This window comes from Cellulomonas aerilata (assembly GCF_007991755.1).
Lineage (GTDB): Bacteria > Actinomycetota > Actinomycetes > Actinomycetales > Cellulomonadaceae > Pengzhenrongella > Pengzhenrongella aerilata.
This window is the reverse complement of the sequence record NZ_BJYY01000020.1, coordinates 12254-27883: the sequence shown is the minus strand read 5'-3', so window position 1 is coordinate 27883 and position 15630 is coordinate 12254. Positions and strand designations below refer to the sequence as shown.

At 75.3% G+C, this 15630-nt stretch carries 12 protein-coding genes; 8 read left to right on the top strand and 4 right to left on the bottom strand.

Going from position 1 to position 15630, the window contains the following annotated elements; translation table 11 throughout:
* Position 1: 1 nt before the first annotated feature.
* The 5 genes from uca to CAE01nite_RS15970 all read left to right on the top strand — a co-directional run bounded on the left by uca (position 2) and on the right by CAE01nite_RS15970 (position 6919).
* Positions 2 to 3682, top strand: coding sequence for an urea carboxylase (uca, locus tag CAE01nite_RS15990; protein WP_146906531.1), 3681 nt, complete (start codon positions 2 to 4; stop codon positions 3680 to 3682).
* A gap of 72 nt (positions 3683 to 3754) precedes the next feature.
* Complete coding sequence (locus CAE01nite_RS15985; protein WP_146906530.1) at positions 3755 to 4705, top strand: oxygenase MpaB family protein; 951 nt, start codon at positions 3755 to 3757, stop codon at positions 4703 to 4705.
* Positions 4706 to 4846: 141 nt separating this feature from the next.
* Positions 4847 to 5932 carry a hypothetical protein gene (locus CAE01nite_RS15980; protein ID WP_146906529.1) on the top strand — a complete coding sequence of 362 codons (1086 nt, stop codon included), beginning with the start codon at positions 4847 to 4849 and terminating at the stop codon, positions 5930 to 5932.
* 115 nt (positions 5933 to 6047) lie between these two features.
* Positions 6048 to 6251: a hypothetical protein gene (locus CAE01nite_RS15975; protein WP_146906528.1), complete on the top strand. Its 204-nt coding sequence runs from the start codon at positions 6048 to 6050 to the stop codon at positions 6249 to 6251.
* Entirely contained in the window at positions 6248 to 6919 is a 672-nt protein-coding gene (locus tag CAE01nite_RS15970) for a class I SAM-dependent methyltransferase (RefSeq protein ID WP_246131274.1), read from the top strand. Before CAE01nite_RS15975 ends, CAE01nite_RS15970 begins: the two co-directional genes overlap by 4 nt.
* Before the next feature lie 80 nt (positions 6920 to 6999).
* Here the strand turns inward: CAE01nite_RS15970 and CAE01nite_RS15965 are convergent, their stop codons facing one another.
* A complete protein-coding gene (locus tag CAE01nite_RS15965) occupies positions 7000 to 8661 on the bottom strand; it encodes a catalase (protein ID WP_146906526.1) in 1662 nt (553 codons plus the stop codon).
* A 72-nt stretch (positions 8662 to 8733) separates the two neighbouring features.
* Entirely contained in the window at positions 8734 to 9345 is a 612-nt protein-coding gene (locus CAE01nite_RS15960) for a Fur family transcriptional regulator (RefSeq protein ID WP_307725008.1), read from the bottom strand.
* 197 nt (positions 9346 to 9542) lie between these two features.
* On the opposite strand from CAE01nite_RS15960, the gene CAE01nite_RS15955 reads away from it, so the two are divergent.
* Together CAE01nite_RS15955 and CAE01nite_RS15950 are read left to right on the top strand one after the other, a co-directional pair.
* Complete coding sequence (locus CAE01nite_RS15955) at positions 9543 to 10553, top strand: SMP-30/gluconolactonase/LRE family protein (protein ID WP_186816629.1); 1011 nt, start codon at positions 9543 to 9545, stop codon at positions 10551 to 10553.
* A gap of 11 nt (positions 10554 to 10564) precedes the next feature.
* Positions 10565 to 11584 (top strand): SMP-30/gluconolactonase/LRE family protein, encoded by a 1020-nt coding sequence (locus tag CAE01nite_RS15950; protein WP_146906524.1) that lies wholly within the window; start codon positions 10565 to 10567, stop codon positions 11582 to 11584.
* A gap of 34 nt (positions 11585 to 11618) precedes the next feature.
* Here CAE01nite_RS15950 and CAE01nite_RS15945 read toward each other — a convergent pair whose 3' ends face one another.
* Complete coding sequence (locus CAE01nite_RS15945) at positions 11619 to 12623, bottom strand: iron-containing redox enzyme family protein (RefSeq protein WP_371862912.1); 1005 nt, start codon at positions 12621 to 12623, stop codon at positions 11619 to 11621.
* A gap of 231 nt (positions 12624 to 12854) precedes the next feature.
* On the opposite strand from CAE01nite_RS15945, the gene CAE01nite_RS15940 reads away from it, so the two are divergent.
* Positions 12855 to 13097, top strand: coding sequence for a CDGSH iron-sulfur domain-containing protein (locus tag CAE01nite_RS15940; protein ID WP_146906522.1), 243 nt, complete (start codon positions 12855 to 12857; stop codon positions 13095 to 13097).
* A 133-nt stretch (positions 13098 to 13230) separates the two neighbouring features.
* On the opposite strand, the gene CAE01nite_RS15935 is transcribed toward CAE01nite_RS15940, so the two are convergent.
* Positions 13231 to 15624, bottom strand: coding sequence for a beta-xylosidase/alpha-l-arabinosidase (locus CAE01nite_RS15935; protein WP_146906559.1), 2394 nt, complete (start codon positions 15622 to 15624; stop codon positions 13231 to 13233).
* Positions 15625 to 15630: the final 6 nt, after the last annotated feature.

The following is a 15630-nucleotide window of genomic DNA, read 5'->3' as shown; positions in this document are numbered from 1 at the left end:
GATGTCCTTCGACACCCTGCTCGTCGCGAACCGCGGCGAGATCGCCGTCCGCATCCTGCGCACCGCGCGCGCCATGGGCCTGCGGACGGTCGCCGTCCACTCCGCCGCCGACGCGGGCGCCCCGCACACCCGCCTGGCGGACACCTCGGTGCTCCTCGGCCCGGCACCGGCCGCGCAGAGCTACCTGCTGGGCGACCGGATCGTCGAGGCCGCGCTGGCCTCCGGCGCGGGCGCGATCCACCCCGGGTACGGGTTCCTGTCGGAGAACGCCGGCTTCGCGCGCGCCGCCGAGGCGGCCGGGGTCGCGTTCGTCGGGCCGTCGCCGGAGCACCTGGAGCTGTTCGGGTCCAAGCACACCGCCCGGGACGCCGCCCGCGCCGTCGGCGTCCCCATGCTCGCCGGCACCGGGCTGCTGGAGACCCTCGACGAGGCGCTCGTCGCCGCGGACGCCATCGGCTACCCGGTCATGCTCAAGGCGACGGCCGGGGGCGGCGGCATCGGGATGCGGGCGTGCCGCTCGGCCGCCGAGCTGTCCGCGGCGTGGGAGTCCGTGCGCCGGACCGCCGGCGCGAGCTTCGGGACGGCCGGGGTGTTCCTCGAGCGGCTCATCACCGCCGCCCGGCACGTCGAGGTCCAGGTCTTCGGCGACGGCGCGGGCACCGTGGTCACGCTCGGCGACCGCGACTGCTCCCTGCAGCGCCGCCACCAGAAGGTCTGCGAGGAGGCGCCCGCCCCCGGGCTGCCGGACGCCGTCCGCACGGGCATCGCCGACGCCGCCCGGGACCTGTGCGCCTCGGTCGCCTACCGGTCCGCCGGGACGGTGGAGTACGTCTACGACGCCGAGCGCGAGGAGGCGGCGTTCCTCGAGGTCAACACGCGCCTGCAGGTGGAGCACCCGGTCACCGAGGCGGTGTACCGCGTCGACCTCGTCGAGTGGATGCTGCGCCTGGCTCAGGGCGACACCTCCGTCGTCGACACCCCGCTCGAGCCGCGCGGGCACGCCGTCGAGGCCCGGGTCTACGCCGAGAACCCCGACCGGGACCACCTGCCCAGCGCCGGCACGGTGACCGGCTTCGCCTCCCCCGCCACCGGCGTCTCGACCGGCAGCACGAGCGGCGGCCCGGCCGGCAGTCCGGCCGGCGGCTCGACCGGCACCGCCGCGCGGGTCGACACCTGGATCGAGGCCGGCACCGAGGTCACCACGCACTACGACCCGCTGCTCGCCAAGGTCATCACCGCCGGCGCCGACCGCGACGCCGCGTGGGCCGCGCTCGGCGACGCGCTGGCCGGCACCCGCGTCGACGGCATCGCCACGAACCTGGGGCTGCTGCGCTCCATCACGACCACCGCCGACGTCCTGGCCGCGACGCACCACACCGGCACGCTGGCCGGCGTGGTCGACGGCGACCCGCGGGTGGAGGTCGTGCGCCCGGGGATGCTGACCACCGTCCAGGACTGGCCGGGCCGCACCGGGCTGTGGCACGTCGGCATCCCGCCGTCGGGCCCGATGGACGACCTGTCGTTCCGGCTCGGCAACCGGGCGCTGGGCAACGACGAGGGCGCACCCGGGCTGGAGTGCACCCTCGCCGGGCCGGCGCTGCGGTTCCGGACCGCGGCGACCGTCCTGGTGGCGGGCGCCCCCACGCCGGTGACCGTCGACGGCGACCCCGTGCCGCAGTGGCAGCCGGTCCACGTCCCGGCCGGGTCGGTCCTGGACATCGGCACGCCGACCGCGGGCATGCGCAGCTACCTGCTCGTGCGGGGCGGGCTGGACGTCACGCCGGTCCTGGGGTCGGCCGCCACCTTCGACCTGGGCCGGATCGGCGGCGTGACCGGGTCCGCCCTGCGCGCCGGCGACACGCTCCGGCTCCCGGCGGCGGCCGCGGAAGGCGACCCGATCGCCCCGGGCGCAGGCGTGCCGGTCGCCGACCGCCCGACGATCACCGACGCGTGGGAGATCGGCGCGCTGGAGGGCCCGCACGCCGCCCCGGAGTTCTTCACCCCGGGCGACGTCGAGGAGTTCTACGCCGCGACCTGGTCCGTCCACTTCAACTCCGCGCGCACCGGGGTCCGCCTGGTCGGCCCCAAGCCGACCTGGGCCCGTCCGGACGGCGGCGAGGCGGGCCTGCACCCGTCCAACATCCACGACACCCCGTACGCCGTCGGCGCCGTCGACTACACCGGGGACCTGCCGATCCTCCTCGGACCGGACGGGCCGAGCCTGGGCGGGTTCACCTGCCCGGCCACGGTCGCCGTCGGGCAGATGTGGAAGCTGGGCCAGCTCCGGCCGGGCGACGCCGTGCGCTTCGTGCCGGTCGACGAGGCCCAGGCCGGCACGCTGCGCGCCCGGCCGCAGTCCCGGCCCGTGGCGTCCCGTCCGGCCCACGACGACGGCGGCATCCTCGCGCGGCTGGAGGCCCAGGCGCACCGCCCCGAGGTCACGATGCGCCGGTCCGGCGACGACAACCTGCTCGTCGAGTACGGGCCCATGCAGCTGGACCTCGCGTCGCGCATGCGGGTGCACGCGCTCGCCGAGGCGGTCCGCGAGCGCCTGGCGGCCGACGGCGGACGCGCGGCACGCGGGCTCGTCGATCTCACCCCCGGCATCCGGTCGCTCCAGCTGCACCTGGACCCCGACGTCCTGCCGCTGCGCACCGCGCTGGACCTGGTGCGCCAGGTCGAGGACACGCTGCCGGCGACCAGCGAGCTCGTCGTCCCCAGCCGGACGGTCCACCTGCCGCTGTCCTGGGACGACCCCGCGACCCGGGAGGCGATCGAGCGGTACATGGCCGGCGTCCGCGACGACGCGCCGTGGTGCCCGTGGAACATCGAGTTCATCCGCCGCATCAACGGCCTGGGCTCGGTCGACGACGTCTACCGCACCGTGTTCGACGCCGACTACCTCGTCATGGGCCTGGGCGACGTCTACCTCGGCGCCCCGGTCGCCACACCGCTGGACCCGCGGCACCGGCTGGTGACGACGAAGTACAACCCCGCCCGGACCTGGACGCCGGAGAACGCGGTCGGGATCGGCGGTGCCTACCTGTGCATCTACGGCATGGAGGGACCCGGCGGGTACCAGTTCGTCGGGCGGACCGTGCCGGTGTGGTCGACCCACACCCAGCGGGGCGCGTTCGAGCCCGGCACGCCGTGGCTGCTGAGGTTCTTCGACGTCATCAAGTGGCACCCGGTCGGTGCGGACGAGCTGCTCGACCTGCGGGCCGACGCCAAGGCCGGACAGCTCGACCTGCGCATCGACCAGGGCACCTTCGCCCTCGCCGACCACGAGCGGTTCCTCGCCGACAACGCCGGGTCCATCGAGGCGTTCCGGGCCGCCCAGGCTGCGGCCTTCGGGACCGAGCGCGACGCCTGGGAGGCCGCCGGCGAGTTCGACCGGCGCGCGGAGGCCGAGCCGCCGGCGTCCAGCGGGGACGGCGTCGTGGTCCCGGAGGGCTCGGAGGGGGTCGGCGCCCCGTTCGTCGGCACGGTCTTCCGGATCGACGTCCGGCCGGGCGACGTGGTGACCGCGGGGCAGACGCTCCTGGCGCTCGAGGCCATGAAGATGGAGGCGCCCGTGGTCGCCTCGGTGTCCGGGACGGTCACGGCCGTGTCCGTGACGCCCGGCGACCAGGTGTCCCCCGGGCAGGTGCTGGTCGTGGTCGAGCAGCGCGCGGCCGCATAGGGCCGTGCGCTGACCTAGGGTCCATGCCGACGACTCGCGGCCGGCTCGGGTCCAGGCGGGAAGGACGGGCGGATGCTGCCGCTGAGCACGTTCTTCCCGCCCGCGCCCGAGCCGGGGCGGGCCGGTGACCCCGGCACCTTCGGCCCCGGCTCGGCGGCGTGGCGTCTCGCCCGCGAGCGGGTCGTGCTCGTCGGGGGTCCGGCCGCCCTGCTGCTGCAGGTCGCGCACCCCCTCGTGGCCGCCGGCGTCGCCGCGCACAGCGACTTCGCCGCCGACCCGCTGCGCCGGCTGCAGGGCACGCTCGACGCCGTCATGACCGTCACCTTCGGCGACACCGCTCAGGTCCGCGGCGCCGCCCGGCACGTCGCCCACCGGCACCGGCCGGTCCGCGGCACCCTGCCGGTCGCGACCGGAGGCCACCCGGCGGGGACGCCGTACTCCGCCGCCGACCCGGACCTCGCCCTGTGGGTCTTCGCCACCCTGGTGTGGACCTCGGTGCAGGTCGTCGACGGTTTCGTCCGGCCGGTGCGGCCGCCCGAGCGCGAGGCGTACTACCGCGACATGACGCAGGTCGCCCCGCTGTTCGGCATCCCCGCCCGCGTGCTGCCGGCGGACTACGCCGACCTGGCGCGGTACGTGGACGCGCAGGTCGACGGCGTGCTGGCCGTGGGTGACGCAGCCGCCCGGCTCGCGGACCAGATCCTCGCGCCGGACCCCCCGATCCTGCCGGCACCGGCCCGGGGCCTGCCGGCACTGCTCGCGGCGGGCGTGCTGCCGCCCGCGCTGCGGGCCGCGTACGGGCTCGACCAGCGGCGCCGGGACCGGTTCGCTTTCGGGGCCGCACAGCAGGTGTCCCGCCGCGTGCTGCCGCTGCTCCCGTCCCGTGCCCGGTACTGGCCGCACTACGTCATCGCCACCCAGCGCGTCACGGCGGAGCAGGTCGGGCCGGAGCGCGCCGGGGCCGAGCGGGCCGGGGCTGAGCGGGTCGGGGCTGAGCGGGTGGGGACCGAGCCGAGCGCCTGAGTCCCGCTCGGGCGCCTGCGCCCGAGGGCGCGGAGATCACCCGCGGCGATCGGGTGACGCGGGCCCGTGGCCGCAACCCGGCGCGACCGTGGACGCCACAGTGGTCCGGCGACCGCCCTCGACCCCACGGAGCCCGACGCCATGAGCCCGCCCGACCCGTACGCCGTCCCTGGGCCGGAGGCGGGGCGGCACGGACCGGACCCGGCACCGTACGCCCCGCCCTACGAGCGAGCGGACGTCCCCGGGTGGGCACGGCCCGCACCGCACGCCGCCGCGCCGTTCCCGGCCCCGCACGCGGCCGTGCACACGGCCACCCGCACCGTGGCGACGCCGACCCACGGGCCGTCGCCCGCACCGCCCACGTCCGCGTTCCCGGACCCGCCGTGGGGCGGCCCCGTTGCCTCGGGGACCGGCGCCGGTGCCCCGTGGGCCGGCCCGGGTGGCCCGTGGGCGGACGGAGCCTGGCCACCGCCTGCGCTGGGTGGGCACGGCGGTGCGCTGGTCCGGCGGGTGGCGTGCACCGCGGCCGCGGTCGCGCTGGCGATCACCGCCGTCGTGCTGGCCTCCCTCGGTGAGGGCCCGGTGTCGGTGCTGGTCGGCCTGCTGGGCGTGGTGGCGGGGCTGCTGGGCCTGTGGCCCACGCCCACCCGCGACCGCCGGGGCAGCGGCTGGGCGGCGGCCGGCCTGACCGCCTCCTCGCTCGCCGCCGTGGTCGGCGGTGCGGTGTCCCTGGTGGCCGGCACCGGCCTCGGCGCGGCGGTGGACGACTGGGCGAGCTCGACCACCGACATCGACCTGCCCATGGTCGCGCTGCGCACCGGCGAGACCGGCCAGGTCGGTGACTACTCGGTCGTCGTCGACGAGATCCGGCTGGACGCCGACGACGACCTGTCCGCCGACCCGCAGAACCCGCCCGCCGAGGGCCGGTACGTCGAGGCGGTCGTGACCGTGACCTACACCGGCAGCAGCCTCGGGACGGTCGGCGACGACCTGCTGGTGTCCTACGCCGGCAGCACGGACGAGTGGCTCTACGACGAGTGGTCGTGCGCCGCGGTCACCGAAACCCCGCCCTACGAGGTGCCGCGCCTGTCCCCCGGTGAGTCCGCCACCTTCGTCTCCTGCATGGACGTGCCCGCCGACGTGGTCGACGAGCCCGCGGTCGTCGTCGAGGACCTCACCTCCGTCGAGCCCGTCGGCGAAATGTGGGGTGAGCGCCCCGCGTCCTGAGACACCGGCCGGGCGGCGGGCTGCCAGGGGCAGGACTGGCGCGACGAGCCCGCCCGGTGCACCGTGGAGGAGCCGCACCACCGACCCCACGGTCCGCAGCAGGAGGTCCGCAGCCATGAGCACGACCATCCCGGGCGCCCCGACCGCCGGCGTGGACGACGACGACCCCCGCGAGCACATCGAGGTCGGTGTGCTGCTCCCCACCGGGCGGCTGGTCGGGCGCCGGTTCGCGTCCCGGGCCGAGGCCCAGGCGTGGGCGCGGCCGGAGGAGGGCGAGCAGGTCGTCGAGTGGAACCTCGTCTGCGAGTGCGCGGTGTGAGCCTCCCCGACCGCACCCCGGACGCCGCCGCGTGGGACGAGCGCTACGGCGCCACGGAGCAGGTCTGGAGCGGCGACCCCAACGGCGCCCTCGTCGCCGAGACCGCGGGGCTGGAGCCCGGCCGGGTCCTGGACGTCGGCTGCGGTGAGGGCGCCGACGCCGTGTGGATGGCGCGCCGCGGGTGGCACGTGACCGCGCTCGACGTGTCGCGGGTCGCGCTCGACCGAGCCGAGCAGCACGCCCGTGAGGCGGGCGTGCAGGTGACCTGGCTGCACAGCGGGCTGGTGGAGTCCGGGCTGCCCCCCGGCGGGTTCGACCTGGTGTCGGCGCAGTACGCCGTCCTGCGCCGCACGCCGGACGCCGTCGCCGAGCGCACCCTCAGCGAGCTCGTCGCCCCCGGCGGGACGCTCCTCGTCGTCCACCACGCGCTCGACCGGCACCACGGCGCCGAGCACGAGCACGGCGACGAGCACGATCCCGACCACGATCCCGACCATGCCGGGACCGGCGGCTTCGACCCGTCCCTGTACGTGCTGCCCGACGACGTCGCGGCCACCCTGCGTGCGGGCTGGCAGGTCGACGTGCACGAGCGCCGGCCCCGGTCGGTGTCCGGGGGCGGCGGCGCGCACCACGTGGAGGACGTCGTGCTGCGCGCCCGGCGGCTCTGAGGGCGAGCGCCCCGCACGACGGCGGCCGCGGTGGTCGTCCTGAGGGACGACCACCGCGGCCGCGGTCGGTGCAGCGGGCGTCAGACGCCCGCGACCACCTCGTGCTCGTTCGGGACGCAGTGCGTCATGACGAGGCCGGTCACGTCGCGCGGGCCGTTCTTGCCGAGGTTCGACAGCCGGACGAGCTCGTCCTCCGACAGCGTCTGGCTCTGCAGCGGCGGCAGGTGCCGGACGTCGTCGGGCGAGATGCCCAGGCCCTCGCCGACGCGCAGCCCCAGCTCGTCCTCGCACATGAGGAAGTGCCACACCATGCGCTCGGCGATCGGCCGGTCGCACTGCTGCAGCGCCGAGACCAGGTTGAGGACGAGGTCGTCCTTCTCCCACTGCTCCGACAGCAGGTAGCGCTCGCCGGCCTGCGCGTAGTCGTTCGTGCGTGGGATCCGCTTGCGGGTCAGCCGGCCGGTGATCTCCGGGCCCTGCTCGTCGTGCGTGGGGTAGGTCGCCTCACGCAGGCCGCCGGTGATCGACGGCTCGTAGTTCACGTGCGGGTTGGCACCGACGACGTCACGCCCCATCGACATCTGGCCGCCCTGCTGGTTGGTGTGCACCGGGGCCTGCGGCCGGTTCACCGGCACCTGCAGGTAGTTCGGGCCCACGCGGTGACGCTGGGTGTCGGAGTAGGAGAACGTCCGGCCGACCAGCATCTTGTCGTCGGAGAAGTCCAGCCCGTCGACCAGCACGCCGGTCCCGAACGCGATCTGCTCGTTCTCGGCGAAGTTGTCGGTGACGTTGCGGTCCAGGACCATCCGGCCGACCGGACGCAGCGGGAACTGCACCTCCGGCCACACCTTGGTGTCGTCCAGCGGGTCGAAGTCGAGCTCGGGGTGCTCGTCGTCGCTCATGATCTGGACGTTGAGCTCCCACTCGGGGAAGTCGCCGCCCTCGATCGCGTCGTACAGGTCCTTGGTGTGGTGGCCGAGGGTGCGTGCCTGCACGGCGGCGGCGTCGGCCGCGGTCCAGGACCTCACGCCCTGCTTGGGCAGCCAGTGGTACTTGACCAGCACGCTCTCGCCCTGGGCGTTGAGCCACTTGTAGGTGTTGACCCCGAAGCCCTGCATGGTCCGGTACGACGCCGGGGTGCCACGGGGCGAGAAGACGAGCGTGACCATGTGCATGGCCTCGGGCGTCTGGCTGAAGAAGTCGAAGGCGCGGTTGGCGACGTTGGCCTCGAAGGTGACCGGGTCGGGCTTCTGGGAGTGGATGAAGTCGGGGAACTTGATCGCGTCGCGGATGAAGAACACGCCCATGTTGTTGCCGACGAGGTCCCAGTTGCCGTCCTCGGTGTACATCTTCACCGCGAACCCACGGGGGTCGCGCGCGGACTCCGAGGAGTCCTTGCCACCGGCGACGGTGGAGAAGCGCACGGCGACGTCGGTGCGCTTGCCGGGCTCCTGGAACAGCCTGGCGCGCGTGTAGCGGGCGATCGGCTCGTCGCCCAGCGACCCGTACGCCTCGAAGTACCCGAACGCCGTGGTGCCGCGCGCGTGCACGACGCGCTCCGGGACGCGCTCGCGGTCGAAGTGGCTGATCTTCTCGAGGAACTGGTAGTTCTCGAGCGTCGCCGGGCCGCGCGCGCCCACCGTGCGGGAGTTCTGGTTGTCGTAGACCGGGTGGCCCTGACGGTTGGTCAGGACGGGACGGTCGTCGTCGGGGGCGGACGGCTGGGATGCGACGTCGGTCATGGGTCTCCTCGGTGGTGCGCAGGCGCGCGTTCGTGGTGGTGACTCCCCTGTCGGGTCGTCACCGCCGGGGGGTCAGTGGTGGCTGTGCGGGCGCGCCGCCACGGCGGCGGGCACGGTGGCGGGCACGGCGGTGGGGAGGGCAGGGGGCTCGGCGCCGGGGGCATCGGGGGCAAAGAGAGCGGGCGCTGCGCCGTCGGGGACGACGGCGCCTCGCGGGCCTCGGGGCGGCCGCGGGCCGGTCGGTCCGGCGACGGCTCCGCGGGCGGCGCACGCGGCGCACCGGCCCCAGAACACCACCTCGGCCTCGTCGACCACGAAGCCGTGGTCGTCGCCGGGCGCGAGGCAGGGCGCCGACCCGTGGGTGCAGTCGACGTCCACGGTGGTCCCGCACTCGCGGCACACCAGGTGGTGGTGGTTGTCACCGACCCGGGTCTCGTAGAGCGCGGGGCGTCCGGCGGGCTCGATCTGCCGCACCAGGCCGGCGCGGATCAGCGCCTCGAGGCAGTCGTAGACGGCCTGGGTCGAGATGCCGTCCGTCCGCCGTCGGGCGCCGGCGGCGACGTCGGCGGCGGTGAGGTGCCGGCCCTCGCCGCGGGCGTCGTCCAGCACGCCGTAGACCGCGAGCCGGGTCCCGGTCGCGCGCAGCCCCGTGCGGCGCAGCAGGTCGGCGGGAGTCACGGGCACGGCCCCATCCAAGCACCCAGTCTGGAACGAGTCCAATGTACGGCCGCCTCCGGCGCGGCGGCGCGGCTCGCCGTGCCCGTTTTGCCCGGCCTGGCCGGATATGTCGTGCGTGTCTATCGTCGGTGGGGCCAACGGACCACGACCCGGTGTCGCCGACCAGCGTGGGTGGACGACGCCCGTCGATGGAGGGACCACCTATGCGCACTCCGCTATCCGCCCGGGCGCTCGTCGTCGCGACGACGGCCCTGCTCCTGCTCGCCCCGGGCGCCGCCGTCGCGCACGACGACGACCGTGCCACCCGCGACCGGGACCGGGGCCTGCCGACCAGCTACGTGCTCGACCCGGCGGGGCAGGCCGACCCCGACGTCTTCCCCGAGGGCATCGCGGTGCGCGGGGACACCTTCTTCGTCGGCAGCACCACCGACGGGACGATCTACCGCGGTGACGTGCGCGAGGGGACCGCGACGCCGTTCCTGCTGCCCGGGAACCCGGAGGGGCGCACGTCCGCGATCGGGATGAAGGTCGACGGCCGGACCCTGTTCGTCGCCGGCGGGTCGACCGGGCAGGTCTTCGCCTACGACGTCCGCAGCGGTGAGCTGACCGGGCGGTGGACCGTCACCGACCCCGCCGGGTCCCCGACCTTCCTCAACGACCTCGTGGTCGACCGCAGCGGCGACGTGTACGTGACCGACTCCCTGCGTCCGGTGCTCTACCGCATCGACGCCCGCGACCGGCGGACCGACGGCGTGCAGACGCTGCCGCCGTTCGTGCGCTTCACGGGCACGGCCCTGACGTACGTCGAGGGGTTCAACGTCAACGGCATCGCCGTCTCCCCGGACGACCGGTACCTCGTCCTCGCGCAGTCGAACACCGGGACGCTGTTCCGGGTCGGCATCCGGGACCGCAGCGTCACCCCGGTGGACCTGGACGGGCAGGACGTGCCGGGCGACGGGCTCGTGCTGCGTGGCCGGACGCTGTACGTCGTCGACAACCGCTCGGCCGATCCCGCTGTGGTCCGGGTCGACCTCGAGCGCGACCTGACCGCAGGCACCGTCGTCAGCCGGACGGCGGACCCGTCGTTCGCGTTCCCCACGACGGCGGCCTCCGTCGGCCGGTCGCTCCTGGTCGTCAACAGCCAGTTCGACGCGCGCAACGCCGGCCGCCCGCCGACGCTGCCGTTCACCGTGTCCCGCATCCCCGCCCCGTGAGAGGAACCACCATGCGCACTCCCCGAGCCCTCCGGGCGCTCGTCGCCGTGACCGCCCTGCTCCTGGTGAGCCCGACCGCCGCCGTCGCGGCCGACGACCGGGCGACGCGCGACCGCGACGCGCACCTGCCCACGAGCTACGTCCTCGACCCCGCCGGGGTCGCGAACCCGAACATCTTCCCCGAGGGCGTCGCGGCCCGCGGGAACACGTTCTACGTCGGCAGCACCACGGACGGCACCGTGTACCGCGGGGACGTCCGCGAGCCGGTCGCCACCCCGTTCCTGCTGCCCGGCGAGGACGGACGCACGTCGGCGGTAGGGATGAAGGTGGACGGGCGGACGCTGTTCGTCGCCGGCGGGGCGACCGGGCGGGTCTTCGCGTACGACACCCGCACGGGCGACCTGACGGGCTCCTGGACGGTGGCGAACCCGACCGACCCGGCCAACCCCACGTTCCTCAACGACCTGGTCGTCACCCGGGGCGGGGACGTCTACGTGACCGACTCCCGCCGCCCGGTGCTGTACCGCATCGACGCCGACGAACGGCGGACCGACGGGGTGGCGGACCTGCCGGTGTTCCTGTCGTTCGCCGGGACGCCGGTGCAGTACGGCACCGGCTTCAACGTCGGCGGCATCGCGGCCTCCCCGGACGGGCGGACGCTCGTCCTGGCGCAGTCCAACGCCCGGGCGCTGTTCCGGGTGTCGCTGGACGACCGGGCCGTCACGGCGATCGACCTCGGCGGCGAGCCGGTCGGTGGCGACGGGCTGGTCCTGGTGGGCCGCAGCACGCTGTACGCGATCGAGCGGCAGGGCGACCTCGGCTACGTCGTCACGGTCGACCTCGACCGGGACCTCGGTTCGGGCGAGGTCCTGGGCCGGACGCCGGACGCGTCGTTCGACGACCCGACGACGGCCGCACGGGTGGGCCGCTCGCTGCTCGTGGTGAACAGCCAGTTCGGTGCCCGCAACGCCGGCGTCCCGCCCACGCCGCCGTTCACGGTGTCGCGCGTGGCGCTCCCGTCCGCACGCTGACCCCGCGGCACGCAGCCCGGGAGCGGCCGGCCGGTCAGCGGCCGGCCGCTCCCACCGGGTCGGGGCTGCGCAGGGAGGTTCGTCCGTCCTGCCAGGCCGCCAGCATTTCCGCCCCCGCGCGGCCGTCCACCGCGAGGTAGATGGCCGCGCCCCACAGCACGTCGTCGCGCACGGCCGGCTCGAGCTCGGCCAGCGCGCCGGCCAGGTCACGGCCGGCGATCTGCTCGTGCACCGCGTCGGCCTCGACGTGCTCGTCGTAGTAGAAGGTGACGTCGGTGCCGTACCCGAGCCGGCGGAAGCCGTTGGCGTAGCGGCGGCACGGCAGGGACGACGTCATCTCGAACGCCGCCAGGTGCCCGACGATCGCGCCGCGCAGCCGCCGGTGCAGCCCGAACAAGCTCAGGACGTTCGCCGACGCGAGCGTCAGCGCGGGCACCCGGTCCAGGTACGCGCCGTAGGCGTCGTCCAGGCCCAGGGCACGCATCGTCCCGGCGAACAGCTCGGAGTGGATGTGGCCGGGCCGCCCACCGCCGTACTCGTCCGCCTGAATCTCGATCAGCGCGGACTTGGGCCGTCCGGACAGGCGCGGGAGCGCCCAGCTGTGCGGGTCGGACTCCTTGAGGTGGTAGATCGAGCGCTGCACGACGAACTCGTGGGCCTGCTCGTCGGTCGCGTGCTTGGCCAGGTACGTCGAGACGCTCGGGCCGGTGTCGGCCGCGGTCAGGTCGAAGAGGGCCTGCGCGACCTCCGCGGCGGTGCGCGCCTGGCTCGCCGGGACGGGCACCACGTCGCGCAGGGCCGCCTCGAACGCGCGCTCGACGTCGCCGCGCACGCGCAGCAGGTCCGGCTGCCACTCCCAGGACTCGTCCACGCCGTCGACGCCGCGGTAGTGGAGCTCGTAGAGCACGGACAGGGACAGCTGCAGGTCCTCGTCGGCGAGCACGTCGGTGGTGGCGGCCAGAGCGCCGTCGACCGCGGCCTGCACACCGGGCACCGGTGCCGGGGCACCCTGCAGCGCCTCGAGCAGGGCGACGCTCACGGGTCCTCGGGGGGCGGGCGGTCGCATGCGGTCTCCTCCTGGCTGTGCTCGCGGACGCGTCCCGGCGCGCGCGTCCGGTTCGGCGGGACACGGTGCCACGGGGCACCGACTCCCCGTCCATCGTCGGCGCTGCGCGGCGCGCGCGCTCGCCGGAGCGCTCGGGCCCGTTCGTGCGGACCGGCGCGGCGCCTCGGTGAGCGCCCGGGCACGCGGGCGGGTTGACTGACGGGCATGGCCCCGGACGACCTGCCGACGACCTCCACCCGACCGGCGGGGTGGGCGAGCGTCACCGCCTGCCCGCATGGTCCGCTGCTCGTGCGCGGCGACGTGGAGATCCTGCTGGCGTCCGGCGAGCCGGCGCCCCGGCGGCGCAGCACCGTGGCGCTGTGCCGGTGCGGCGCGTCCGGCATCAAGCCGTACTGCGACGGCAGCCACAAGGCGATCGGGTTCCGGACGGACGACGAGCCGACCTGACGGGCCCCGGGCCGGCGCGCCCGGCTCGGCCGGGTGCGGCGGCCAGGTCGGGCTCGACGCGCTCGGCGGCCGCGCCCGGCTCGGCGCGCAGGGTCCAGGCCCGGCCGTCCCCGGCCGGGCCGGACCCGTCACGTCAGGTGCGGGCGACCTGCACGGTCACCCGGCGGGGGTCGCTCAGGGCGACCCGGTGCAGCGGGCCCGTGACCGTGACGAGCGCACGGCTCGTCGCGGTGCCCGGGATCGCGCGCTCCGCGGCGGCGCGCTCGTTGCGGATCGCCCCGTTCGTCGCCTCCTCGGCCACCTCGACCCGCGAGGCGGAGGCGTGCGAGCCGACCCACACCTGCGCGTCGCCCGGCTCCACGACTCGCGTCATGGACCGGTCGGAGAAGGCGAACCGCTGCGTCGGCACCGTGAACGTGACCGTCGCGGACTCCCCCGGCTCCAGCGTGACCCGGGCGTAGCCGAGCAGCTGCACGACCGGCCGCGCCACGGACCCGTGCACGTCGCGCCCGTAGAGCTGAACGACGTCGGCGCCGCGGACCCCGCCGGCGTTGGTGACGGTCACCGTCGCGGTGAAGGAGGAGCCGGCGCTGACCTCGGGGTCGACCTCCAGGTCGCCGTACGCGAACTCGGTGTACGACAGCCCGAAGCCGAACGGCCGCGTCGGGGTGGAGTCCGTCGAGGTCACCTCGGAGGGGCCACCCAGGATCGGGTGCAGGTAGGTGTACGGCTGGGCGCCGGCGTCGCGCGGCAGGGACACGGGGAGGCGACCCGACGGGTTGACCCGCCCGGAGAGCACCCCGGCGATCGCGGTGCCGCCCTCCTCACCCGGGAAGAAGGCCTGCAGGACGGCGCTCGGGCGGGCGTCGCCGTCCAGGGCCCACTCGATGGCGTAGGGGCGTCCGGTGAGGACGACCATGACGACCGGCGTCCCGGTCGCGACGACCGCCTCGACCAGCTGGCGCTGCACCCCCGGCAGGTCCAGGGACAGCGTGTCGTTGCCCTCGCCGACCGTCCCGCGGCCGAACAGCCCGGCCTGGTCGCCGACGACCACGACGGCGACGTCCGCGCCCTCGGCGGCGGCGACCGCCTCGGCGAAGCCCGAGGTGTCGCCCTCGACCTCGCAGCCCTGGGCGTACACCAGCTCGGGCCCGGACGCCGGGTCGGCGCCGCCCAGGCTCTCCCGGCCGAGCGCCTCCAGCACCGTGGGCATCTCGACGGCGATGGGGAACTCGGGGTGGTGGGCGAGGACGTGGTTCGCGAAGGAGTAGCAGCCCATCAGCGCCTCGGACCGGTGCGCGTTCGGGCCGATGACGGCGACGCGCGCAGCGGGGTCCGTGAGCCGCAGCGGGAGCAGGCCGTCGTTGGACAGGAGCACGACCGACTCCTCCGCGAGACGACGGGCGATGTCGCGGTGGCGCGGGGTGTCCAGGTCGACGTGTGCCGGCGGCTCGTCCTCGAAGGCGCCCGGCTCCAGCAGCCCGAGCTCCTCCTTCTGCTTGAGGGCGCGCAGGACCGCGCGGTCCACCAGACCCTCGGACACCCGGCCGGTGCGGACGGCCTCGGCCAGCGGCTCCAGGTACGCGTCGCCGACCGGCAGCTCGACGTCGATCCCGGCGGTCAGCGCCAGCTCGGCCGCCTCCGCCCGGTCGCGGGCGACGCCGTGCATCACCTCGAGGAACGCGACCGCGAAGTAGTCGGCCACGACGACGCCGTCGAAGCCCCACCTCTCGCGGAGCAGCTCGGTGAGGTACTCGGTGCTGGACGCCATGGGGATGCCGTCCACGTCGGTGTAGGAGTTCATGACCGACCGGACGCCCCCCTCGACCACCGCCATCTCGAACGGCGGGAGGAAGACGTCGGCGATCTCACGCGGCCCGGCGGACACCGGGGCGTGGTTGCGCCCCGAGCGCGAGCCGGAGTACCCGACGAAGTGCTTGAGCGTCGCGTGCACGCCGGTCGACTGCAGCCCGCGCACGTAGGCGGTCGCGAGGGTGCCGACCACGTAGGGGTCCTCGGCGATGCACTCGTCGACCCGGCCCCACCGGGGGTCGCGGACGACGTCGAGGACGGGGGCCAGCCCCTGGTGGATGCCGAGCTCACGCATCGACTCACCGATCGCGACGGCCATCTCCTCGACCACCTCCGGGTCGAAGGACGCACCCCAGGCGAGCGGCGTCGGGAACGTGGCGGCCTTCCAGGCGGCCAGTCCGGTGAGGCACTCCTCGTGGACGAGCGCCGGGATGCCCAGGCGGGTCTCCCGCTTGAGCCGGCGCTGCTCGGCCCACAGCCACGCGGCCCGGTCGACCGGGTCCACGGGACGCGTGCCGTACACCCGCGTGTAGTGGCCCAGCCCGTGCTCGGTGATCTCGGCCAGCTTGCCGGACCCCTGCCCGGCGGCCATCTCCCCCTGCATGGGGGCGACGAGGCCGTTCTGGTCGAGCCAGTAGCCGACGATCTGGGCGAGCTTCTCGTCGAGGGTCATCCGGGCGTGCAGCTCGCGCACGCGCTCGGACACCTCCGGCATCGCAGG

Excerpts from the sequence above, each read along its gene's own strand:
- CAE01nite_RS15935 (WP_146906559.1), bottom strand. The coding sequence starts at position 15,624 with ATGCCGGAGGTGTCCGAGCGCGTGCGCGAGCTGCACGCCCGGATGACC.
- uca (WP_146906531.1), top strand. The coding sequence starts at position 2 with ATGTCCTTCGACACCCTGCTCGTCGCGAACCGCGGCGAGATCGCCGTC.
- CAE01nite_RS15950 (WP_146906524.1), top strand. The coding sequence starts at position 10,565 with ATGCGCACTCCCCGAGCCCTCCGGGCGCTCGTCGCCGTGACCGCCCTG.
- CAE01nite_RS15940 (WP_146906522.1), top strand. The coding sequence starts at position 12,855 with ATGGCCCCGGACGACCTGCCGACGACCTCCACCCGACCGGCGGGGTGG.
- CAE01nite_RS15955 (WP_186816629.1), top strand. The coding sequence starts at position 9,543 with ATGCGCACTCCGCTATCCGCCCGGGCGCTCGTCGTCGCGACGACGGCC.
- CAE01nite_RS15975 (WP_146906528.1), top strand. The coding sequence starts at position 6,048 with ATGAGCACGACCATCCCGGGCGCCCCGACCGCCGGCGTGGACGACGAC.
- CAE01nite_RS15985 (WP_146906530.1), top strand. The coding sequence starts at position 3,755 with ATGCTGCCGCTGAGCACGTTCTTCCCGCCCGCGCCCGAGCCGGGGCGG.
- CAE01nite_RS15965 (WP_146906526.1), bottom strand. The coding sequence starts at position 8,661 with ATGACCGACGTCGCATCCCAGCCGTCCGCCCCCGACGACGACCGTCCC.
- CAE01nite_RS15980 (WP_146906529.1), top strand. The coding sequence starts at position 4,847 with ATGAGCCCGCCCGACCCGTACGCCGTCCCTGGGCCGGAGGCGGGGCGG.